Below are 21,178 nucleotides of genomic sequence, written 5' to 3' on the forward strand. Positions count from 1 at the left end.
ATGAGATATTCCGGCAAAAGGTGAACGTGATCAGGAATGCCACTGCTCCCAGGTCTCCTGGGAAATGGCCTCCATCTCCGTCTTACGGTCACGGCCCATCAGGGCTTCCACCGCATTACGCGGTGTTCTGCCCTTGAACAGCACATGATAAATCTGGTCGGTGATGGGCATCTGTACGCCCAGCTTCAGCGAGATCGCATAAGCCACCTCCGTCGTCCGGATGCCTTCGACAACCATCCCCATCGAGTCCAGCACCTCATTCAGCGGCTGGCCCTGGCCCAGCATGGAGCCGGCGCGCCAGTTGCGGCTGTGCTGGCTTGTTGCCGTTACGACCAGGTCACCAAGTCCGGCAAGGCCGGAGAAGGTTAAGGGATTCGCACCCATCTCTACCCCGACCCGGGAGATCTCGGCCAGGCCGCGGGTAAGCAGTGCCGCCTTCGCATTATCCCCGAACCCCAGCCCGTCGGACAGCCCCGCACCCAGCGCGATAATATTCTTCAGTGCACCAGCCAGCTCTACCCCTAGCTGATCCCTGTTGGTATACACACGGAAGTCGTTGTTAATGAACAGCCCCTGCGCCGCCTTGGCACGGCTCTCATCCGGTGAAGCCACGACGACCGTGGTCGGACAGAGCCGTACCACTTCTTCAGCATGGCTCGGCCCGGAGAGCACCACAATATCGCCTTCGCTGCAGCCCAGCTCTTCCGAGATCACTGTGGACATCCGCTTCATGGTCTCGGTCTCGAAGCCCTTCGTGGCGTGAATGCAGAGCATATCTTCCTTCCAGAACGGCTTAAGGCTATGCGCCACCTGACGCACTCCGGAAGAAGGCGCCACAATGACTACCGCCTTCGAACCGGAGACGGCAGTCTCCATGTCAGTGGTGGCAATAATATTTCCAGGGAGCTTAACCCCCGGCAGGAAATGATGATTCGTATGTGCTTCGTTAATCTCGGCAGCCTGCTCAGGCTTTCGCGTCCACAGATAAACCTCCGAGTGGTTAGCCGCCAGCACAGTAGCCAGCGCAGTTCCCCAACTGCCCGCGACCAGCACGGTTACTTTATCAGACAACGCGATTCCCCTCCTTGGCTTTGGAGCCGATTTTGTTCTCACGGCCCTGCGAGATCTTCACGATGTTGCTGCGGTGACGCCAGAAGGCGAACACTACGATGACCAGGCTTCCCCATAGCTCCGGGGTCGTATGCTCTGTGAACAGCAGACACACTGGAGTCAGAGCCACAAAGATCAGCGAGCCCAGCGAGACATACCGTGTAAGTATAATAGCGAGAATGGCAATCGCCCCGGCAATCAGTGCAGGCCAGAATACCAGTGTAGCCATCACTCCAATCGTCGTTGCAATCCCTTTCCCCCCGCGAAAATGAAAATAGACCGGCCAGTTATGCCCGATGATGGCAGCCAGTCCGCAGACCACTGCGACCCAGCTTCCCCATCCCCCGGCCCATGTGCCAAGCCAGACTGCGGCAATTCCCTTCAGTACGTCCAGAAACAGCACCAGTATGGCCGGTCCCTTCCCCATCACACGCAGTGTATTGGTCGCACCCGCATTGCCGCTTCCATATTGGCGGATATCAATCCCCTTAAGCAGCCGGGCGAGCAGTACACTGAAGCTGATGGAGCCAAGCAGATAGCTTATAACGATAACCAGAAGTTCAAACGCCACTACTCTTCTCCCCTAACCTTCGTTCTCGGATTTGCGCCGTGTAAAGAGGCGGATCGGTGTACCCTCGAAATTGAACGCTGCACGCAGCTTGTTCTCCAGGTAACGTTCGTAGGAGAAGTGCATCAGCGAAGGATCATTGACGAATACCACGATGGTCGGCGGCTTCGTTGCCACCTGGGTGACATAGTTAATGCGCAGACGGCGGCCTTTGTCCGTAGGCGGAGGATTAATCGCCACGGCATCCGATACCACATCATTCACCAGATGGGTGGTAATCCGCAGGGCGTGCTGTTGGGCGACATGCTGCACGACAGGCAGCAGCTTCTGCAGACGCTGTTTCGTAAGCGCAGACAGAAATACCACTGGAGCATAGCTCATGAACAGGAAGTGATCGCGGATGTTGCGTTCGAAGTTCTGCATCGTCTTGTCGTCTTTCTCAATGGCATCCCATTTGTTGACAACAAAGACCGAAGCCTTGCCCGCATCATGGGCATACCCGGCAATATGCTTGTCCTGGTCGATAATGCCTTCTTCGCCGTTGATTACAACGAGTACAACATCAGCACGCTCAATCGCCTTCATGGCTCTCATTACACTGTATTTTTCCGTGTTCTCATAGACCTTGCCGCGTTTGCGCATGCCCGCTGTATCGATCAGCACATAACGCTGACCATCCCGTTCGAACGGCGTATCAATCGCATCGCGTGTAGTCCCCGCAACATCACTGACAATAACGCGTTCTTCGCCCAGAATGGCATTAACCAGTGAGGATTTACCCACATTCGGACGTCCGATCAAGGCTACACGGATGACATCTTCATCATATTCCTCATCCACTTTATCCGGAAGACGTTCAACAACCGCGTCCAGCAGATCGCCGATTCCGGTTCCGTGACTTCCTGAAATGCCGATCGGATCACCGATTCCAAGGGTATAAAATTCATAAATATCTTCGGTGCGCTTCATGTTATCCACTTTGTTGATAGCCAGAACGATCGGCTTGCCGGAACGGAACAGAATCTGCGCCACTTCCTCATCCGAACTCGTGAGTCCGCTCTTCGCCTCGCACATGAAGACGATCACATCCGCTTCCTCAATCGCCAGCTCCGCCTGAACGCGGATGGATTTCAGAATCGCGTCTTCTCCGTCAATCTCAATCCCGCCAGTATCAATGACACTGAAGGATTTGCCGTTCCAGTCGGAGACTCCATATATCCGGTCACGTGTAATCCCCGGTTTATCTTCTACGATGGCCAGTCTATCGCCAATCAGCCGGTTAAAGATCGTCGACTTTCCGACGTTAGGCCTGCCGACAATGGCCACTACGGGTCTTGCCATATTCATTCCTCCTGTCTTCCTTACGTTACTCATCATAGCAAAAAACATTCCAATTGGCTAACCGTCTTACCCATGTATTGCCGCTATCCTGTATGCCCTGGAACAGACAATCGGCGAACCCTCTGATCGAGGGCTCGCCGATTACTTTACCCGTTATGATGAGATAACAAAGGGATTAGTTGTTACCCTTGAATTTGTCCAGCTTGTCGCCGAAACGTTCAGCCAGTGTGAAGCTGAGGCCTTCGTTGCTGAGCGATACGTTAGGATTGTTCAGCACTTCCTTAGGCGCTCTGTCTCTGCTGTTGCTGCGTTCTGGTCTGGCCGAAGGAGCCGGAGCTTCTTCAGTTTCCTTGATGCTCAGGCTGACGCGCTTCTCGGATGGGTTGAAGTCAAGCACTTTCACTTGTACTTCCTGTCCTTCCTTGAGCACTTCATGCGGAGTGCCAATGTGCTTGTGGGAGATCTGGGAGATATGCACAAGGCCTTCAACGCCTGGCAGCAGTTCAACGAATGCGCCGAAGTTCACAAGGCGCTTAACTTCGCCTGTAACTACATCGCCGATGTTGATCTTGCCTGCTGCGGAATCCCAAGGACCCGGAGCAGCTGCTTTGATGCTGAGGCTGATTTTGCCTTTTTCAGGATCAACCTTAAGTACTTTCACGCGAACCTTGTCGCCTTCGGATACAACATCGGATGGCTTCTCTACGTGGTTCCAAGCAATCTCAGATACGTGAACCAGTCCGTCTACGCCGCCAACATCAACGAATGCGCCGAATTGAGTCAGGCGTTGAACCGTACCTTCGATGATTTGGCCTTCAGACAGCTCAGCCATAATCTTCTGCTTGTTAGCTTCGAATTCTTCCTCCAGAACTTCTTTGGCGGAGAGAATTACCTTGCTGTTCTCACGGTCAAGCTCTTTCACTTTGACACGCAGTGTGCGGCCCTTGTAGTCGCTGAAATCTTCAACGAAGTGACGCTCAACCATGGAAGCCGGGATGAAGCCGCGTGCGCCAACGTCAGCCACAAGGCCGCCTTTGACAACATCAGCTACAGTAACTTCGAAGGATTCCTGGGAAGCGAAATACTTCTCCAGATCTTCCCATGATTTCTCGCTGTCGATGGCACGCTTGGAAAGCACCAGGCTCTCCTTGTTGTCGTTGATGCTGACAACCTTGCATTCCACTTCCTGGCCGACTTCTACCGCTGCTGCGGCATTGTCCAGCTGAACGGAAGACAATTCGCGAATAGGAATAACGCCGTCGTATTTATATCCAATGCTTACATAAGCTTGGTTATCTTCAATTTTGACGATTGTTCCTTTCACGGTATCGCCTTTTTTCAGAGAAATGATTTCCAGACCTTCCTGGCTTGTCACTTCTTCTTCATTGCTGGCAACAACTTCTGCAGATTCGGTAACAGCGGATTCTACAGTTTCTGCCTTATCTACGGTCTCGTTATTCTCAACGTTATCCGCAGCTTCTTGATTCTTGATTTCTTCAGACATGTGATTACCCTCCTCGATTCAAAACCCCATTTATTTAAACCCGCGTAGAGCAGAGTTCAAAACAATCATTGCTTCGTTAAACCATTTCATTTTGTTGATTAGTATGTTCCAAAAAATAGCGGTTATGCTGTAATTTATAAGCTATTCACAGAAACAGAAGATTGACTCCCGGACTTACCGCGAACTGGGCTTGCCGGTACTGATCATTTCATGGATGCGTCCCATAATAACATCGGTTACAGCGTCCAGAGAATCACTTCCCGCACCTTCAAATGCGCTGAGGTCTATGGGTGCCCCATATACAACAGTCATCCGGCGGAACGGCTTGTAGGACCCGATAATGGCTGCCGGCACAACGGCTGCGCCGCTGCGGAGCGCGAAGCTTGCCGCACCCTTCTTGGCTGAACCTGAATCGGAGTTCCGCGTTCCTTCCGGGAAGATGCCCATCACATGTCCGCTGCGAAGCGTATTGAGGGACGTCTTAATGGATTCTTTGCTTACGCCGCCACGCTTGACAGGAAATGCGCCCAATTGCTTAATGAGCCAGCCCAGCACCGGAACATTGAATAATTCCGCCTTGGCCATATATCTTACCTGTCGCTTCAGCTTAATGCCGATCGTCATGGGATCAAGCAGGCTGATGTGATTCGCGCAGAGCAGGACTCCACCCTCCTTCGGCACATTCTCTCTTCCCACAATCTTGAGCGGGAACAGTATGGCATAAATCATACGAAGCAAGGCCACGCAAAATGCATAAATCATAGATGATTTCTCTCCCCGTTAACATAGGTTCTGCAGTGGGAGACGATGGCTTCCACGGCCTGAAGGATATCCATATGCGTCGTATCCAGAAGAATAGCATCCTCGGCACGGCACAGCGGTGAAATCTCCCGGCCTTCATCAAGCCGGTCCCGCGCTGCAATATCATGTTCAAGCTGCTGGAGAGTCACTGTTTCCGTATCCTTCAGTTCCTTGTAACGACGGAGAGCACGCTCCTCCACACTTGCCGTCATGAAAATCTTCACTTCGGCATCCGGCAGTACGGTTGTACCGATATCCCGGCCATCCATCACGACTCCCTTGCGGAACGCCATCTGACGCTGCAAGTGACTCAGTCTGGATCTAACACCCTCAATCTTCGAATACTGCGACACCTGGCCACTGACCTGAAGACTGCGGATATGCGGGGTCATGTCTTCCCCATTAATCAGCACTTTCTGCACATCTTTCTCAGGCAGAAGCTCAATCGCCATATTCTGGACCTTCCGGTCCACCAGCTCATGATTCTCTGCAGCTATGCCTTCACGAAGCATATACCAGGTGATTGCCCGGTACATGGCACCCGTGTCTACATAAATGTAAGACAGCTCCCGTGCTACCAATCGGGCTACAGTGCTCTTGCCTGCCCCGGCAGGTCCGTCGATGGCGACGTTAATTCGGTCGTTAGTATGTGTATCCTGCCTGTCCAACGGGGCATTCCTCCTCAAACACTCTTCCGCAGAAATACGCATATCGACATATCTCTCTTGGAACTTGCTGATATTCTCAAGAAAAAAGCAGGCATTGCCTGCGACTTATAAAATTATACCACAGTTTGAACCCCAGTGCAAAATGACATTGAGGTTTTTTAGGGAGAAAAAAGCTGATTCAGGGCCCTCTTGAAGATTCCTGCGCAGGGAATCAGCGGTTGCGGAAATCGAATTGGCGTTCAAAGCAGTACCGGATAATTTTTTGCCGCTCCGAATCGGAAATGGCCGAGAATTTAACCATAACCAGATTCCGTCCGGTCTCCAGCGGTTTGATCCGTACAATCTCGCCTTCGAAATTAACATGCTCCGTGCTTCCGTTGCGGTAGGAGACGAGCAGCCAGCAGGCCAGCTTGTCGGCCACCTCTAATGTAATTTTGGCATCGCTTAAGAATGATGTCCCGCCGCCGCCGATATCCTCGGTGCGCACCAGAAACCGGCTGCCCAGGGCATCCTTCACGGCCAGCTCCAGCTCGGCATTGACGCGGAAGAAGCTGCGGCGCTGAATTTTGAAGATGGACTCCGCCGCAGGCTTGCGCAGCCGGACCATCCGGATGACATCTTCCTTGAAGCCGAGCACATGAGTATTGAAATAATTCTTAATGCCGCCCTCTGTGAGAAAATAGACCGACAGCTCGTCACCGATAAACAGCTTCTTAAGCCGGCCGTTACTCTCCTGCATGGGAATTTCTATCAGGATGCTCTCGTCCTCCATATCAGCAATCCTTGCCCGGTACTGGATCTCAGACTCAGCCGCATCGCTGGATGCGACCTGGAGGTATAGATATTCATTAATTTTGGGATACAAACCTGTCACCGCCGCTTGAGTTAGTAATAAATGCTAAACCGATTATAGCATGCCCTCTTGAGGCAGGTCAGAAATATTATTAGGCGTTGAACACCAACAGCCGCAACCGGCTTGCAGCCTATAGTTTCAGCACGAACAAAATGCCTACGGCATCCCCATTGTGATCGGTTTTTCGACCACATTCGGCCCACACGCCCCTGCCGCACCGAATGTAGTCGGTTTTTCGACCACATTCGGCCCACTCGCCTCTGCCGCACCGAATGTAGTCGGTTTTTCGACCATATCCGGCTCACACGCCTCTGCCGCACCAAATGTAGTCGGTTTTTCAACCATATCCAGCCCACACGCCTCTGCCGCACCGAATGTAGTCGGTTTTTCGACCATATCCGGCTGTTCGGTGAAATCAGCGAAGTCATTCCTATTACTGATCCAGAATATAGTCATCCTGCCGATGTTCCAAGACACTTACACCCAACTTTAATGCACAACTTATCCACATCGGACGTAAATCATAATTTCCTAATCACCAAAAAAAGACGCCCTCCGTTTCCGGAAATGCGTCTTCTTTATATAACCGGTTTTAGCTGTCCCCATGGAAAGTCCGGCTATTTATCCTGTGCTCCCGAGGAGGTGCGGATCTGCTCCACCGCTTCCTCATTACCGTCAGCAGCGTTCAGATAAATTCTGAACTGTGAGCCGTTGATTTTGCCCCCGAATTCATAGGTCAGCAGCTCCATCGCATCTTCATTCTCGATCCAGGCCAGCCGGTTATAGAGCTCCTTGAACTCCGGGTTAAGCATCGCTCTGGCTTCAGCCAGGGACAGCTTCGGCTTCGGCAGCACACGCTTCTCCTTATGCTCATTCACATAGTCGCTTGCCTGGAACCCTATGGCTTCCCCCGTATCCAGCCCGACACGAACCGTCATTTTCTCGGGATAGATGAGCACGCCGTCCTGGCTGCTGACAAAGGTCAGATTGCCCAGATTATCGTACCGGTCCGCACTGACTGCGGTCATGCCGGGATAGCCCTTCTTCTCCAGGAACTTACCCGCCTTCTCCACAGCCTGCTTCATGGATACTTTGGCAGGCCTTACCTCGCGGTTGTCGTTGTAAGAGATCAGCAGTCCGCCTTCCGCCGTGAAGTCCATCGAGACCGGCTCCTTATGGTCACTGGAAGTCACAGTGGCTGTATAAGAAGCCCACTCCGTTCCCTTCCCATTCTCCTGAATCTTCACCTGTGCCTTCCCGCCCAGCTCGGCGAACTTCATCGCCTTGCCCTTGATCTGGTCAGCGGTAACCGGCTTGCCGCCCAGCTTTTTCACCGACCGCTTATCATAGATACTTGCAACCGAAGGGCCGTAGTCCAGCTCCGGGTATGCCGCCACGCGTTTATCCACGGTTTTGAATCCGTCGATGATCGTGTTGTCTTCGGCCTTCTGCTCTGTAGCCAGTGCAGTCTCTACATCCATCCAGCGCAGCTTTTTGCCGATGACCTTGTCCTGAACCTTCTGCAGGTCCTTGGAGATTTCAGCCGAATTCTGGTAGAGCGTCTTCAGATTCGCCATCTCCCCCTCTGTCAGCGGCTTCTTCGTGAAGTCACGCACCGCAGCCTTGTAGGAGAAATTAGAGATCTTAGAGAGGAACTCCTCCGTCTCACTGAACGGCAGCAGCGTCAGCGGCAGCTGATTGATCTCGTTCTGCGCCTCGCTGGTAATCCGCCATACATTGACCAGTCCTTTGCGGTGCATTCCGTTAGAGGTAGTGTTCACCGCAAGCGTATTGCCAAGCTCACCGTGAAGCCGCTCCACATGGAAGGAGAGATCATGGAATGCGCGCTGATACTGATTCTCCGCTTTGATCAGAATCGAATTCTTCTCCTGATTCTCCTGATACCCCCAGACGAGCGCTCCAAGCAGCAAGAGTGCGGTAAGCGGGAACATTATGGCACTTAATCTTTTGTACATAGGTCCGCATAGCTCCTTTCAGTAGCTTATTGCCGTTAGTTTGACAATAACTGAGAAGACTTATGCACTTTTTCAAGAATCCGGTCTTCAGGCCCGTTCCTCAATCTCGAAGCCGCTTACACAGCTGCACAGACATTGCTTGAAGCCGGTCTGGACAACCCCCTGCTCCTTGTTCCCTCTTAATATGTAGGTTTCGCCGCACTGCTTGCAGACAATCCGAACTTTTACTCGCAAAAAAAGACACCTCTCTCTCCTTTCTGGAATTCCTTGCCTTAAGGAACTGCCCTGTAGGATTAAGTGTGTCCATCTCGATTATAGGTTAACCTCTTCCTCACGCTTCAAAAAGCGAAACGGGGAACGGCTGTTGGCCCGCGCTACCTTCCCCATGCCTCTATACCATAGGACCGCCATCAGGGGCACGATAAACCAGATCCAATAATTAGCCGTCGTCGCGAGCAGAAAATCATAGATTCCATGCCACAGCCAGGGCAGAAGCAATGAAATCAGCAGAATCTTACGGGTCTTGACCCCGCCGGAGAACTTGGCTCTACCCATATGGTAGCCCATAATTACCCCGAACATGGCATGTCCGGAGACTGGAAGCAGCGCCCTTAGAATCATGGTGCCGATTGAAGCATTGCTGTACCATGCATACATTACATTCTCTATTGTTGCGAAGCCGAGCGAAATCGCTACGGCATATAGTATTCCATCATAGGGCTCGTCAAATTCGGTATGATTGTAAATCATATGGTACAGCACAAACCACTTCAGGGCCTCTTCCACCCCGGCTGAGATCAGAAAGGAATCCACATAAGGACCGCCGTCCAGCCCCAGCACCAGTCCCCTCTGGATAATCATCACAGGCAGCACGATCATCAGGCCGAGCAGGAACACCTTAAGCACCATATGGAGCGGTTCCTGATCATACTTGTCTTTCAGATAGAAAAAAGTCAGCAGCGCAAGTCCCGGTGCAACTGCTGACGAAATGACCGATAACAAAAGCACCGAATAGCCTCCCTTGCGCTAATACCTAATCTCTGCTGAAGCCGTTATGGCCGGACTGGTACCTTCCCGCTATCTCTTATTCCTGGCGTTTGAAATGATTGCACAGCGTCTGAATCGCATTCTCCGCCATAACCGTCTTGCCGTATTCGGCCAGAACAGCCTGAGTTACCGGAGAGGAATCTCCGAATTCAGCGAGCACGCCTACCAGCCCTGACAGTGCAGCCTCTTCAAATTCCTTCGGATCGAAGTAGAGGTACCATTTATCATTATAAGAATACAGTTGTCCTTGAGAAGTAATATTGCCGATGAGCACATGAGCCGCTTCCACCAGAACCTCGAAATCGCGGAATGCATATACAATGGAGTCGCTTTGTTCAAGAGTAACTTCCATTTCGTAAATCTCTTCAGGCAATTCATCTTCCCCGGCCCCACCGTACTGATGGTGATCATATTTCCCCCGGGTCACAATAACGACCATGCCTTGCGCGGGCAATGCGAACACTTCCACGGCAAGCGGACCCGTAGCGTCAAAACCAAGCTCGCTGTACGCCTGATCCATCATTTCCGTAAAGAGGTCGTGCACCTTGGGAACCTCCTGCCACATGTCTTCCTTCTGGATGCCCCGCTCGCTCAGGTCGTCAAAAGTGAGGAAAATCCGTATCTTATCTTGACTTAATCGCTCTATTCTCATGACAGGATCCTCCTTTTGCAAGCTCATTTAATATTAATGTATGATGAGTCCCGAGTAATGAGCCAAAAATGGTTACTATGTATGTATGTTATCATTTTGAAGCTACAAATGCACGTAAATAAATATAGATTCAGCCCAATTTGCTGCCCATTATATGTAAAGCCGTATTAAAAAAGAATCACTTCAGCGATGCCTGCATCGCCAAAATGATTCTGCAGCGGTTAAATCCGGTTACAAACCCGGTATGGCGGTATGAGTATCTTTGAGAATCTGCTCGACTTCATGCTTCACATCAGGGTTGCTGCGGATGAAATCCTTCAGCATGTTCAGATTTGATTCTTTGGACTTTAACGGGGAATCCTCTTTATGATCGCCACCGCTATGATCGCCACCGCCGGATACATGAGAGCCTGAGTGTTCATGACTGCTGCCCGCTGCCGTGCTGCCGAAGCCAGTCATGGCCATCCCCATAATTTTGTCCTTGGCCTTGTCACCCGCATTATAGGAAGAACCGTTCGAGTGCAGTAAGGCAGACATCATGGCGCTGCGTTTTTTGGACATAATCATACTGGCGGCTGCACCAATCAGCACCCCGCACAGAAATGACGAAGTATTCATATCTCCAACCTCCTTGTATGGTAAAATCATGCTTAGTGTTCGCGGAAAGGTAGCCGCTCATACAGCCAAACAACAAGAAAGCGAGATGAAAAAAGTGGGTAAAGCAACAATAACGCTGCTTTTGGCGGCTTGTCTGCTGTCAGCTTGCAGCAACAGTGGAAATACAGGCAGCCAGGCGGCGGAGAAGACGCCACAGCCTGCGGCAGCAACAGAGGCGGCGGAGACAGCCGCATCTCCTGCACCTGAGGTAACAGCCTCAGCTGCACCTGAGGCAACTGCATCACCGGAGGCCACGCCTGCGGCAGCCAGCGATGCGCAGGTTCCGCTGCTGTATCATATGAACAAGAATTATGACATTGTCCCGAATGATCCGGCCACGAATAAGAAGGTAGTCCTGCTGACCTTCGACGACGGGCCGAAGGAAGCGGAATTAATCAATCCGCTGATGGATACACTGGACAAGCACAAGGCCAAAGCGATCTTCTTCGTCAACGGGTACCGGGTGAAGGAGCATCCCGAGCTGCTGGAGCTGATCCACAAGCGGGGCGGCGTACTCGGCAACCATAGCTGGGATCATATCGTGCTGAAAGATAAGCCGGAAGCCGAAGTGAAGAAGCAGATTGAGGATGTTCAAAGAATCGTCAAGGAAATCACCGGTGAGACCCCTCACTTCTTCCGTCCGCCGCACGGTGCCGGCGGTGATGTAGGCAAAAAAATCGCCGCTGCAAACGGCATGCTCTATATGACCTGGTCCAATGGCTCCCTTGACTGGGAGATGAAGGCCAAGGATGCAGGCAAAACGGAGAAGCTGATCAAGAATGTAACCGATCAGCTGCATTCCGGCAGCAATATCCTGATGCATGAGCTGCCTTGGACGGTAGAGGCACTTGACACTCTGCTGACTACGCTTGAGGGCAAGGGCTACAGCTTTGTAGATCCGCGCAGCATTGAGCTGAAGATGCGCTAAGATCTGAATGAACAAGCAAAACCGGCTGCCCCGTTAGGAGGGCAGCCGGTTTTTTGTCATGCTTATGGGTTCATCACATTGAATCTCTGCGATCCGGAATGCTGCTGTCCGCAGCGCAGGGTCAGCACATGCATCTCGGCCGGACTGCGCCAGCGCAGCGGCAGATGCGCCGTACCGAACCCCCGGCTGATCAGCATCTTCAGCGGCGGGAGACCCGCATTATAGCTCCGGGGGATCTCATACATCCCCGCATTATATTGGCGGTAGAACTCATCGGTATGCCGGTTCCCGATCAGGGGCAGTACAACCTGCCCTCCGTGGGTATGCCCGGCCAGAATCAGGTCAGCCGGAATCTCCTGCTGCCGGGACAGCCAGAGCGGATCATGCACGAGGATGATCCGGAAGGCTTCCGCATCCGCCACAGCTGGCAGAGGCCCGTAGGCCTTCTTGCCGCCTTGCCGCGGGAAATCCACCCCGGTCAGAATAAACTGCGCACCGTCCCGCTCAATGACGCAGTTCTCATCCACCAGCAGCCTGGCTCCGCTTCCCCGGATGATGTTATCCACCAGATTGATGTTCGCCCTGTAATCATGATTCCCATGTACGGCATATACAGGCGCAACCGAAGCGGCCAGAGTCATATTGTTCAACAGGCGTTCTATGGAAGCGCCCTTCTCCGTCATATCACCGCCCAGGAAGACAGCATCCACCTTCCCCCGCAGCGGGGTCAGCATCTCCTCCGGCAGACGGCGGCGGTGAATATCCGTAATGAGCAGTATCCGGTAGCCGTCGAACGCGGCAGGAAGCCGCTCCAGTACAATATCCAGATGATTCAACCGTTTTTTGAAGGCAGCAGCAACCATAAGGAGACCCATGCCCCCTGCTCCCCCAAGACTCACACCTAATAGAATCAGGAGCACCGCAGTCAACTCCATAGGCTGCCCAGATCCGGCGCCCCGTTAATTCCCCACCACAGGAGGAAGCCCAGCAGCATCAGAAATACAACAATCAGCGAATTGATGAACATTTTGCTGAACCGGATTCTCTCTGACGGATAGCTCTCCGCACGCGAAGGAGTCTGCTCCCCTTCCTGCTGTGCCGCCTCACGCTCCGGCCTCCCGGAGGCCCTGCGCCCGGATAAGCGCTCCTTTCTGGACAGGGTCCCTGCCACCGGTACCGGATTTCCCGCACGCTCTTCTGCTGCCCCGGAAGCCGGCTGACGCTTGCCCGCTCTGGCCGGAGGCTGTTGTTCTCTCTTCTGCTGTTTCTGGCGGGACCTTACCCGGCTTAATTGTTCTGTCATGATACCCTCCTGTAACGAATAACCATACCGGAGAACAAATCTATTAGGAAATGGCACAATATAGGTGCCCACAGACTGCCCGAATGGATGTAGATAAGTCCAAGACCATAGCTGCTGAGGAAGACCCAGCCCGTTGGAATCCAGTGCCGCAGATAACGGACATGAATAACAGCAAACAGTATACTCGTCCAGTACGGCCCGAGAGAATGCTGGATCGCTCCGCGGAAGAGCAGCTCCTCACACACCGCAACCACCGCCGAAATGACCACAATATGCCACAGCGGCCTTTTGCCGAACAGCAGTTCATTAATCCCCCCGTCATCCATGCTGTCTTCAGGAACAATATGGGTCAGCAGGAAGTCAACAGCAAGCATAATAACTGCAAGGCCAAGGCCCCAGTACACGAAATGTACACTATCCGGAAAATTTAATATGTGAATAGGATTTCTTTTCTGTAATAATATCCATATCAAACCGATAAATAAGGTAAGGCCCTGAGTAATGTACAGATTAATGAGTAACAGCTTGTCTGTTAACTGCTGTGGATCGGCCTTTTTAATTTTGATGTCACCCAATTTGAATTTTTTCATTATAACCTGCCTGTTCTATAAATGTTTTTACATAAGTTAATTTACCTATACGAAGGAGCACTTAATCATGAACAGCCGTACCTCCCGCACTCAAATGATGTACACACTAGGTTTTTTGTTTTTTCTAATATCCGCATTCGCTTCATTTTTCACGGGAGTCAAGGTTGGAGCTGACAAGACAGAGGCCAAGTATTCACAGCTGAAGGACCACCCGAGCGCCCAGGAATTCTCCGGCTCCTACCAGCAGCAGGATCTTGTCACCTTTTATCATAACGTATTTTTGCCTTACCGGGAATTCAAGCGCAATTGGAATGAACAGGTGGGCGTTCTTGCCCGCAGCACGGATGCACGCCAGAATGCGGCAACACTGAAGAATCTGAGTATTCTCGCGGACAAGCAGTATGATAAGGTAACCCAGGATTCGCTCTTCACCAATTCGCCGATGCTCTATGAATCTCAGCTCAATATTCTTAAGAGTCTCACACTCTTCTCCCAAGCCTCCAGTAAGGTGACTGCGGGAGCTTCCGGCGCCGAAGCCGCCAAAGTGCTGAGAAGCGACAACTTCACAACCAGTGCCGTGAGATTCGGGCTGCTCGCCCAGAAGAACTTCTATGATTCCATGCTGAAATGGGGGTCGAAGACCCACCCGTCCATTCCGCAGCAGTCCGGTGAGCTGAAGACACTCTCTTTCATTCAGTGGAAAAAAATGCCGCTCTTGCTCAAGAATGCTTCCATCGCCAATATCATGCTCAACCGCGGCATCTACGCCGGATATGATCCGCAGGATATCACTGCCAAGATTGATGACATGATCTATTCCGGGACCGCCAGCTCGCTGAAGCTGAATGATATCCAGTCCTCCGTCACCCTGCTCATCTCCACCGGTGCGGTGCAGGAGCAGGACTTCATCAAGTGGCGGGAACAATATTACGGCAAAGAGATCATGCCGCAGCTCCCTTTCTTCTACGAGTAGGACCAGTTATTGCATCATAACGAAATTTACGGTCCACTTCAAGGCGGACCCGCGCAGAAGAATCCTATTGACACACTTGGCATCACCATGTTACATTATGACAAATTAATCAAGCAAAACCGATGATGGAACAAAGATTACTTGCAGTCTTCAGAGAGCCGGTGGGTGGTGAGAACCGGTGGCGGACATTAATCTTTAGCGCTCCTGAGATATTGTATTGAACACAAGAGTAGATACAATCGGATCACTCCGTTACCAGTGTGGCCTTTGCAGGCCAATGAGGCTGCTTCTTAACCGTCGCAGTGAATTAGGGTGGTACCACGAGAACTCTCGTCCCTTACTACGGCAGTAGTATGGGGGTTGGGAGTTTTTTTATTGCCATCTCCCCGTGAATCCGGTACTTCTGCATGCTGTTTCTTTTGTGCGACAGCGCGTTACCCCGTTGTCAAGCTGCTTATTACGCTCTTGTAAGTTCTGGTACTGCGGATTGCCTTACCCGGTGATCCTTGGCATATACAATAGCTTTCCCATTTGAAGGAGGACAAGAGACCATGTTTAAAGTATTAGTATCGGATCCGATCAGCGATTTGGGCATTCAGCAATTGATGGACGCAAGCGATGTGACTGTAGACAAGAAAACAGGACTAAGTGAAGATGAGCTAGTTGCAATCATTGGCGAATATGACGGCTTACTCGTTCGCAGCCAGACTACCGTGACGGACAAAATTATCGCCGCCGGTACTAATCTCAAGGTTATCGGCCGGGCCGGAGTCGGCGTGGACAACATCAAGCTGGAGTCCGCCACGCAGCGCGGTGTAGTCGTTATCAATGCTCCGGACGGCAATACCATTACGACCTGTGAACATGCTTTTGCCATGATGATGGCCTTGGCCCGTCATATTCCTCAAGCCTACGCGAAGACGATTTCCGGCGTATGGGACAGAAAAACCTTCCTCGGCGTAGAGCTGCGCGGCAAGACACTGGGCGTACTCGGCATGGGCCGGATCGGCAGCGAGGTGGCCAAGCGCGCCAAAGCCTTCGGCATGAGCATCCTGGCCTATGACCCGTTCCTGACAGCTGACCGTGCAGAGAAAATGGAAGTGAAGCTGGCTTCGGTAGACGACATTGTGCGCGGTGCAGACTTCATCACCGTTCACACACCGCTCACCCCGGAGACCCGCCACATGATCTCCCGTCCGCAATTCGAAGTGATGAAAAAAGGCATGCGCATCATCAACTGTGCCCGCGGCGGTGTCATCGATGAAATGGCGCTGGTAGAAGCGATTGACAGCGGTATTGTAGCCGGTGCTGCGTTCGACGTCTTCGAGAAGGAGCCGCCTGAAGCAGACCACCCGTTCCTTACACATCCGAAGATTATCGTGACTCCACATCTGGGTGCTTCGACGATTGAAGCCCAGGAGAACGTGGCCATCGATGTATCCGAGCAGGTCCTTCATATCCTGCGCAACGAACCGTTCATCAACGCGGTGAACATTCCGCCGGTTGCACCTAGCGTGATGAACAAGCTGCAGCCGTACTTCACCCTCGGCGAGAAGCTGGGCAGCTTCGCTACGCAGATTACGGACGGAGCGATCCGCGAGATCCTTGTGGAATATGCCGGTGATCTCTCGGATGTGGATACCCAGCCGCTTACCCGCTATGTCGTCAAAGGTGTGCTCACCCGCCACTTTGCCGGAGATGTGAACATCGTCAACTCGATGCATCTGGCGAAGACCCGGGATGTGAATGTAGTGGTGACCAAGGCTTCCAAAACCAAAGGCTTCACCAACCTCATCACGGTAACACTCAAGGCTGAGCATGATGAAGAGCGTCTGGTCGCCGGTACCCTGCTGCAGGGCTATGGCGAACGGATTGTTAAGGTCAACAAGTTCCCGGTCGATATTGCTCCGGAAGGCCATCAGGTTGTGATCTCGCATAATGACAAACCGGGTATCATCGGACTCGTCGGCACCCTGCTTGGCGAGAACGGCGTCAATATCGCATCCATGCAGGTTGGCCGTACGATCATCGGCGGAGCTGCCATTATGCTCCTGACCGTTGATAAGGGTGTGCCGAAGGAGGTCTTGGTGAAGCTGGCCGGACTGCCGGAGATCAACACCGCTGAGGAGATCATTCTGCTCTAGAAAATTATTCCTGCCTATAACGGCATAGTAAGCAAAAACACTCTGAGGAGTAACGGCATCAGCCGCCCACTCTCCAGAGTGTTTTATATTTTTAGCCGGAAATCACGAATGGCGGCACCTGCCGGCCATCGGTGTCAGTAAAGCCATATTTCCGTGCCAGGTCCCCTACCTTCTGGGGAGTACCAGTCATGGATATCACTTCAGGATCAGCAGCAAGCGCTGCAACCGCGCGGCCGACATATGCTGTCGATTCGGTAGTCTGCAGCTCCGTCACCTCCTGCCAGTGCTCTTCGTCGGTATGGAAATCATCCAGAACCACTTCGGTCCGCATCCAGCCCGGAGAGAGTGGTATGACCGCGATGCCATCTACAGCCAGTTCAAGGGATAGCCCGTAGGCCATACGCACCAGCGCATTTTTGGACAGATCGTAATAGAAGTTACCGGTGTACTTATACTCGTCCCAGAAGGTCGTATGGACGATTAATTTCCCTTTCCCCGCACCTTCGCTGCGCATCAGCGGAATTGCATAATAATTGGTCATCAGCTGTGCCCTTAAACCTGAAGTGAACATATTGTCCCAATGCTCCGTAGGCAGCTCCCAAAAAGGATTATTCCAAATCGGCAAATTGTTGCCTCCCCAGACATTGTTAATAAGAATATCCAATCTGCCCTGCTCTGCGCTAATCTGCCGGATTACAGCCTCTGTCTCGCTGTCATTGGTATGATCACAGCGGATCACAGCTCCGTCCCCGCCTGAGCGGCGGATCTCAGCCAGCACCCCTTCAAGCGTTCTTGCCTGTCCCTCCTGCGGCATACCGGCATTCCTGCCCGTAATGTATACATAGGCACCAGCCTTCGCCAGCTCCAGTGCAATGCCTCTGCCCGCTCCCCTGCTCCCGCCTGTTACCAATGCCACTTTCCCTTGCAGATTTGTCATTTGATCCGCTCCCTTTCATCTATCATGCCCGGATTAGATGATCATTTGCGCTAATCCGTATTCTTGTCTAATATATACCTTATACATGACAACCATTGACATATATAAATAATACATTCAAGGGAGGTTGCAGAATGAGAGCGGATCGCCTGATCACTATCGTTCAACTCTTACAGAGCCGCGGGAAAATCAGCTCCAAAGAGCTGGCGCAAACGCTGGAGGTATCCGAACGTACAATCTTCCGGGATATGGAGGCACTAAGCTTCTCCGGCATCCCCGTGCTGGCGGAGCGCGGCCGGGAAGGCGGCTGGAAGCTGGCTGAAGGCTACCGGAATTCCCTGACCGGAATGAACACCAAGGAGATTGCCGCGCTGCTGGTGCCCGCTGATCCGGCGATTCTGCACGCTCTGGGCATTCAGGAGGAGTTCTCCTCGGCCGCCCGCAAGCTGCAGGCCGTCGCTAACCGGCAGCCAGTCACCCCCTTCAGCTTCCTCAGCCAGCGGATTCACATCGACGGAGCCGGGTGGCATCCCTCCGGGGAGACCTATCCCTGCCTATCCGCTTTGCAGGGAGCCTTATGGGAGAACCGCAAGGTGAGCATCACCTATCTGCGCGGCGAGGACGCCGCCGAGCGGCTGGTTGCACCGCTGGGGCTGGTAGTCAAGCGCGGCGTCTGGTACTTGGTCGCAGGGCATGACAGCGAGCTGCGGACCTACAGGGTCTCCAGAATTACTGAGGCCAAAGTCACAGATGAGTCTTTTGAGCAGCCGGAGGATTTCCACCTGTCTGAGTACTGGGAGACCTCCACCGCCGCATTCAAGTCTGCCTTGCCCAGGTACCCCTCCAGCCTTCTTGTAAGAGAGCAAACGATGAAGGAGCTGCAGAAGGAGCGATACGTCGCCCTGTTGCACCAGCAGCCTGCTGAGGCCCCGGGCTGGATCAGGGCCGAGGCCGAGTTCAACACGCCTGAGTCTGCGTGCCGGATCATCCTGTCCCTGGGTCAGGGTATCAAGGTGACGGCACCGCCTGAGCTTGCGGATACGGTTGCTGCGGCTCTGCGTGAAGCGGCAGCATTATACGATTTTTAATAATAGACCAAATGCACTAGTATCCCCTATAATATTACAATACACATTATTATTTATAGGGGGACTTTACATTATGGACTGGATGAACAAGCTGCCGTTGAAACAAAAAATCGTCACCGGATGTTACCTGGTTGCCGCTTTATTCGCTGTCCCTGTCTTAATCACGCTAATCCTCATGGACAGGCTGCTCATCGGTATTATTCTTGTCGCCGTCCTGGCAGCGCTGACTTACCCGCTTGCGCGCTTCATTGAGAGAACGCTTACATCTTCATTTGAGGATATCTCCAATGTGACGCACACGATTGCCAAAGGCGACTTCACCAGCCGTGCCGATGAGAATGGCTCCATGGGCGACATCAGCCGCTCCTTCAATACCATGATTGACAAGCTCAAAAAAATCCTCACCGATGCCTCACAGATTACCCGTCAGGTTATGGACGCCAGCCGCGGGATTGAAGACAAGAATCAGAACCTGAAGTTTGTCATGGCGCAGGTGGCTTCCTCCTCCAATGAACTGGCCCTCGGTGCTAACGAAATCTCGGTGGATATCGCTGATATGACCGAATCGATCAAGGATATCGAAATCAAAGTCTCCAATTATACGAATTCCACCAAGGAAATGAATAAAAGGTCTGTACATACGCTGGAATTGGTAGAACAGGGACGGCAATCGGTGGATACCCAAGCCGAAGGCATGCGCAAGAACATCCAGGCTACCCAGAAGGTGGCGGATACTATCGAAGCCCTATCGCATAACGCACGAGGCATTACGATGATTACCAAGACGATTACCGAAATTGCTGAACAGACCAACCTGCTGTCGCTCAATGCTTCTATTGAAGCTGCCCGTGCAGGCGAGCATGGCCGCGGGTTCGCCGTTGTTGCCCAGGAGGTGCGCAAGCTGGCTGAGGAATCCACCGCTTCAACCAAAGAGGTGTTCGGTCTGGTACGCAGCATCGAAGCGGATATCAAGCAGGCTATCGATAACATCGCCATCAATGAAGAGGTAGTCCAGGTGCAGAATGAGATGATTACGGAGACAGCCAACATTTTTGCTCAAATTGTGCATAGTGTCCAATACATAACCGAGCAGATTGCCTCCTTTTCCGCAGAGAGTGACCTTATGCTGGAGAGCGCGCTCAAGATCTCCGGGGCGATCGAGAATATCTCAGCCATCACCCAGGAGACCGCCGCAGGGACGGAAGAGGTATCCGCAGCGATGAACGAACAGATTCATGCTCTTCAATCCGTAGCTGAGGAGACAGAGAAGATGACCTCCGCGGTCTTCAACCTGCAAAAAACGATTCATATTTTCAAATTTTAACCTCAGCACAAAGAGACACGCCTGCGGAATTTTCTGCGGGAGGTGTCTCTTTTTTTGGGCAAAACAAAGATTGTTATGTAATATTCACAAATTGTTGAAATTGTGCATAAGGGTAAAAACCGTGCTTTGCACTTCTTTACTATAGTCGTTCTATTGTCATAGCTTGTCTATAAGCTAACATCTTACATCACTATTACTTAAGTCCTATCACCGAAATTTGTAATGCTGTATATCTAGTGAATTCTTAATGTTTTGCAGTAAATCAGGAATGTAATGAGGCTTTGTGCTCACTTCCCACATTAATCAACCTAAACGGCCATTTGCATTTTAAGACTTTAGTCTTCCAGGGACAACCATTTTCAAAAGTTTGAAAATCCAAATATTTAGCCATTTCCACTCCTGAATATTCGTCAAATTCCGAGTTTCTTCTCACAGGGGTTATTGACAAAAGCGGAGCAAGGAATATATTGTAAAGGAAAATTCTCCACAAATTCATTTATAACCGCATACCGGCAAAATTCACCGAAAGGGAATGACGCAAAGCCATGGATCTACAGTCTCATTTCTGAAGTGGGATCATGACAGCCAGGTTGCTGAAAAACTGTGAACGCCTTAGGTTTCGCGTTTGATTATGGTGATTCGTGCAACAGACCTGTGCTCCAATGGTGAGTACAGGTTTTCTATTGCTGACGTATACAAATAACAACTTGCGGG

22 protein-coding genes, 1 riboswitch and 1 other annotated feature are annotated in these 21,178 nt (G+C 52.0%); of the genes, 5 read left to right on the plus strand and 17 right to left on the minus strand.

The annotated features are described in order from the left end of the window. Nucleotides 1-30: 30 nt before the first annotated feature. The 13 genes from NYE26_RS19155 to NYE26_RS19215 form a co-directional block, all read right to left on the minus strand. On the minus strand, nucleotides 31-1,071 hold the full coding sequence (locus NYE26_RS19155) for an NAD(P)H-dependent glycerol-3-phosphate dehydrogenase (RefSeq protein WP_036727323.1): 1,041 nt from the start codon (nucleotides 1,069-1,071) through the stop codon (nucleotides 31-33). Then, the gene (gene plsY, locus NYE26_RS19160; RefSeq protein WP_036727324.1) at nucleotides 1,064-1,681 is read right to left on the minus strand and encodes a glycerol-3-phosphate 1-O-acyltransferase PlsY; all 618 of its coding nucleotides are present in this window, start codon (nucleotides 1,679-1,681) and stop codon (nucleotides 1,064-1,066) included. The genes NYE26_RS19155 and plsY overlap by 8 nt, the downstream gene beginning before the upstream one ends. A gap of 12 nt (nucleotides 1,682-1,693) precedes the next feature. After that, the gene (gene der, locus NYE26_RS19165; RefSeq protein ID WP_036698150.1) at nucleotides 1,694-3,019 is read right to left on the minus strand and encodes a ribosome biogenesis GTPase Der; all 1,326 of its coding nucleotides are present in this window, start codon (nucleotides 3,017-3,019) and stop codon (nucleotides 1,694-1,696) included. Nucleotides 3,020-3,194: 175 nt separating this feature from the next. Next, entirely contained in the window at nucleotides 3,195-4,523 is a 1,329-nt protein-coding gene (gene rpsA / locus NYE26_RS19170; protein WP_076079166.1) for a 30S ribosomal protein S1, read from the minus strand. 174 nt (nucleotides 4,524-4,697) lie between these two features. Then, nucleotides 4,698-5,285, minus strand: coding sequence for a lysophospholipid acyltransferase family protein (locus tag NYE26_RS19175; RefSeq protein WP_036727329.1), 588 nt, complete (start codon nucleotides 5,283-5,285; stop codon nucleotides 4,698-4,700). After that, the gene (gene cmk / locus NYE26_RS19180) at nucleotides 5,282-5,992 is read right to left on the minus strand and encodes a (d)CMP kinase (protein ID WP_339249350.1); all 711 of its coding nucleotides are present in this window, start codon (nucleotides 5,990-5,992) and stop codon (nucleotides 5,282-5,284) included. Before cmk ends, NYE26_RS19175 begins: the two co-directional genes overlap by 4 nt. 211 nt (nucleotides 5,993-6,203) lie before the next feature. Continuing rightward, on the minus strand, nucleotides 6,204-6,857 hold the full coding sequence (locus NYE26_RS19185) for a flagellar brake domain-containing protein (protein ID WP_209870023.1): 654 nt from the start codon (nucleotides 6,855-6,857) through the stop codon (nucleotides 6,204-6,206). 144 nt (nucleotides 6,858-7,001) lie between these two features. Beyond that, nucleotides 7,002-7,301: a hypothetical protein gene (locus tag NYE26_RS19190; RefSeq protein ID WP_339249353.1), complete on the minus strand. Its 300-nt coding sequence runs from the start codon at nucleotides 7,299-7,301 to the stop codon at nucleotides 7,002-7,004. A gap of 161 nt (nucleotides 7,302-7,462) precedes the next feature. Then, nucleotides 7,463-8,821 carry a germination protein YpeB gene (gene ypeB / locus NYE26_RS19195; protein WP_339249355.1) on the minus strand — a complete coding sequence of 453 codons (1,359 nt, stop codon included), beginning with the start codon at nucleotides 8,819-8,821 and terminating at the stop codon, nucleotides 7,463-7,465. A gap of 87 nt (nucleotides 8,822-8,908) precedes the next feature. Further along, nucleotides 8,909-9,055 carry a hypothetical protein gene (locus NYE26_RS19200; RefSeq protein ID WP_179090427.1) on the minus strand — a complete coding sequence of 49 codons (147 nt, stop codon included), beginning with the start codon at nucleotides 9,053-9,055 and terminating at the stop codon, nucleotides 8,909-8,911. Nucleotides 9,056-9,133: 78 nt separating this feature from the next. After that, a complete protein-coding gene (gene prsW, locus NYE26_RS19205; protein ID WP_036727336.1) occupies nucleotides 9,134-9,829 on the minus strand; it encodes a glutamic-type intramembrane protease PrsW in 696 nt (231 codons plus the stop codon). A 76-nt stretch (nucleotides 9,830-9,905) separates the two neighbouring features. Next, nucleotides 9,906-10,520 (minus strand): genetic competence negative regulator, encoded by a 615-nt coding sequence (locus NYE26_RS19210; RefSeq protein ID WP_036698160.1) that lies wholly within the window; start codon nucleotides 10,518-10,520, stop codon nucleotides 9,906-9,908. Nucleotides 10,521-10,751: 231 nt separating this feature from the next. After that, nucleotides 10,752-11,138 carry a hypothetical protein gene (locus NYE26_RS19215; protein WP_339249358.1) on the minus strand — a complete coding sequence of 129 codons (387 nt, stop codon included), beginning with the start codon at nucleotides 11,136-11,138 and terminating at the stop codon, nucleotides 10,752-10,754. Between the two features lie 85 nt (nucleotides 11,139-11,223). Between NYE26_RS19215 and NYE26_RS19220 the strand changes: the two genes are divergently transcribed. Further along, nucleotides 11,224-12,105, plus strand: a complete 882-nt coding sequence (locus NYE26_RS19220) for a polysaccharide deacetylase family protein (protein ID WP_235191947.1) — start codon at nucleotides 11,224-11,226, stop codon at nucleotides 12,103-12,105. Nucleotides 12,106-12,167: 62 nt separating this feature from the next. Here NYE26_RS19220 and NYE26_RS19225 read toward each other — a convergent pair whose 3' ends face one another. Genes NYE26_RS19225 through NYE26_RS19235 form a run of 3 tightly spaced genes read right to left on the minus strand, consistent with a single transcriptional unit; the run spans nucleotide 12,168 to nucleotide 13,998 of the window. Continuing rightward, entirely contained in the window at nucleotides 12,168-13,040 is an 873-nt protein-coding gene (locus tag NYE26_RS19225) for a metallophosphoesterase (RefSeq protein WP_339249362.1), read from the minus strand. Next, on the minus strand, nucleotides 13,031-13,408 hold the full coding sequence (locus NYE26_RS19230) for a hypothetical protein (protein WP_339249364.1): 378 nt from the start codon (nucleotides 13,406-13,408) through the stop codon (nucleotides 13,031-13,033). The genes NYE26_RS19225 and NYE26_RS19230 overlap by 10 nt, the downstream gene beginning before the upstream one ends. Then, entirely contained in the window at nucleotides 13,405-13,998 is a 594-nt protein-coding gene (locus tag NYE26_RS19235; protein ID WP_036698166.1) for a type II CAAX endopeptidase family protein, read from the minus strand. Before NYE26_RS19235 ends, NYE26_RS19230 begins: the two co-directional genes overlap by 4 nt. A 67-nt stretch (nucleotides 13,999-14,065) precedes the next feature. On the opposite strand from NYE26_RS19235, the gene NYE26_RS19240 reads away from it, so the two are divergent. Together NYE26_RS19240 and serA are read left to right on the plus strand one after the other, a co-directional pair. Beyond that, nucleotides 14,066-14,971 carry a hypothetical protein gene (locus NYE26_RS19240; RefSeq protein ID WP_036727342.1) on the plus strand — a complete coding sequence of 302 codons (906 nt, stop codon included), beginning with the start codon at nucleotides 14,066-14,068 and terminating at the stop codon, nucleotides 14,969-14,971. A gap of 113 nt (nucleotides 14,972-15,084) precedes the next feature. Continuing rightward, nucleotides 15,085-15,312: a binding site (T-box leader), on the plus strand. A 210-nt stretch (nucleotides 15,313-15,522) separates the two neighbouring features. Then, nucleotides 15,523-17,115, plus strand: a complete 1,593-nt coding sequence (serA, locus tag NYE26_RS19245) for a phosphoglycerate dehydrogenase (protein ID WP_339249367.1) — start codon at nucleotides 15,523-15,525, stop codon at nucleotides 17,113-17,115. A 91-nt stretch (nucleotides 17,116-17,206) separates the two neighbouring features. Here serA and NYE26_RS19250 read toward each other — a convergent pair whose 3' ends face one another. Continuing rightward, nucleotides 17,207-18,052, minus strand: coding sequence for an SDR family NAD(P)-dependent oxidoreductase (locus tag NYE26_RS19250; RefSeq protein WP_339249369.1), 846 nt, complete (start codon nucleotides 18,050-18,052; stop codon nucleotides 17,207-17,209). Nucleotides 18,053-18,186: 134 nt separating this feature from the next. Between NYE26_RS19250 and NYE26_RS19255 the strand changes: the two genes are divergently transcribed. Together NYE26_RS19255 and NYE26_RS19260 are read left to right on the plus strand one after the other, a co-directional pair. Continuing rightward, nucleotides 18,187-19,140: a YafY family protein gene (locus NYE26_RS19255; RefSeq protein WP_339249371.1), complete on the plus strand. Its 954-nt coding sequence runs from the start codon at nucleotides 18,187-18,189 to the stop codon at nucleotides 19,138-19,140. Nucleotides 19,141-19,213: 73 nt separating this feature from the next. After that, nucleotides 19,214-20,464 (plus strand): methyl-accepting chemotaxis protein, encoded by a 1,251-nt coding sequence (locus NYE26_RS19260; protein WP_036727350.1) that lies wholly within the window; start codon nucleotides 19,214-19,216, stop codon nucleotides 20,462-20,464. Nucleotides 20,465-20,965: 501 nt separating this feature from the next. Further along, nucleotides 20,966-21,062, plus strand: a riboswitch (cyclic di-GMP riboswitch). Nucleotides 21,063-21,178 lie beyond the last annotated feature (116 nt).

The sequence above is a fragment of the Paenibacillus sp. FSL P2-0136 genome (genome assembly GCF_037975325.1).
Classification (GTDB): domain Bacteria; phylum Bacillota; class Bacilli; order Paenibacillales; family Paenibacillaceae; genus Paenibacillus_AQ; species Paenibacillus_AQ silagei.

Excerpts from the sequence above, each read along its gene's own strand:
- der (WP_036698150.1), bottom strand. The coding sequence starts at position 3,019 with ATGGCAAGACCCGTAGTGGCCATTGTCGGCAGGCCTAACGTCGGAAAG.
- rpsA (WP_076079166.1), bottom strand. The coding sequence starts at position 4,523 with ATGTCTGAAGAAATCAAGAATCAAGAAGCTGCGGATAACGTTGAGAAT.
- NYE26_RS19175 (WP_036727329.1), bottom strand. The coding sequence starts at position 5,285 with ATGATTTATGCATTTTGCGTGGCCTTGCTTCGTATGATTTATGCCATA.
- NYE26_RS19190 (WP_339249353.1), bottom strand. The coding sequence starts at position 7,301 with ATGACTATATTCTGGATCAGTAATAGGAATGACTTCGCTGATTTCACC.
- ypeB (WP_339249355.1), bottom strand. The coding sequence starts at position 8,821 with ATGTACAAAAGATTAAGTGCCATAATGTTCCCGCTTACCGCACTCTTG.
- NYE26_RS19210 (WP_036698160.1), bottom strand. The coding sequence starts at position 10,520 with ATGAGAATAGAGCGATTAAGTCAAGATAAGATACGGATTTTCCTCACT.
- NYE26_RS19215 (WP_339249358.1), bottom strand. The coding sequence starts at position 11,138 with ATGAATACTTCGTCATTTCTGTGCGGGGTGCTGATTGGTGCAGCCGCC.
- NYE26_RS19220 (WP_235191947.1), top strand. The coding sequence starts at position 11,224 with ATGAAAAAAGTGGGTAAAGCAACAATAACGCTGCTTTTGGCGGCTTGT.
- NYE26_RS19225 (WP_339249362.1), bottom strand. The coding sequence starts at position 13,040 with ATGGAGTTGACTGCGGTGCTCCTGATTCTATTAGGTGTGAGTCTTGGG.
- NYE26_RS19230 (WP_339249364.1), bottom strand. The coding sequence starts at position 13,408 with ATGACAGAACAATTAAGCCGGGTAAGGTCCCGCCAGAAACAGCAGAAG.
- NYE26_RS19235 (WP_036698166.1), bottom strand. The coding sequence starts at position 13,998 with ATGAAAAAATTCAAATTGGGTGACATCAAAATTAAAAAGGCCGATCCA.
- NYE26_RS19240 (WP_036727342.1), top strand. The coding sequence starts at position 14,066 with ATGAACAGCCGTACCTCCCGCACTCAAATGATGTACACACTAGGTTTT.
- serA (WP_339249367.1), top strand. The coding sequence starts at position 15,523 with ATGTTTAAAGTATTAGTATCGGATCCGATCAGCGATTTGGGCATTCAG.
- NYE26_RS19250 (WP_339249369.1), bottom strand. The coding sequence starts at position 18,052 with ATGACAAATCTGCAAGGGAAAGTGGCATTGGTAACAGGCGGGAGCAGG.
- NYE26_RS19255 (WP_339249371.1), top strand. The coding sequence starts at position 18,187 with ATGAGAGCGGATCGCCTGATCACTATCGTTCAACTCTTACAGAGCCGC.
- NYE26_RS19260 (WP_036727350.1), top strand. The coding sequence starts at position 19,214 with ATGGACTGGATGAACAAGCTGCCGTTGAAACAAAAAATCGTCACCGGA.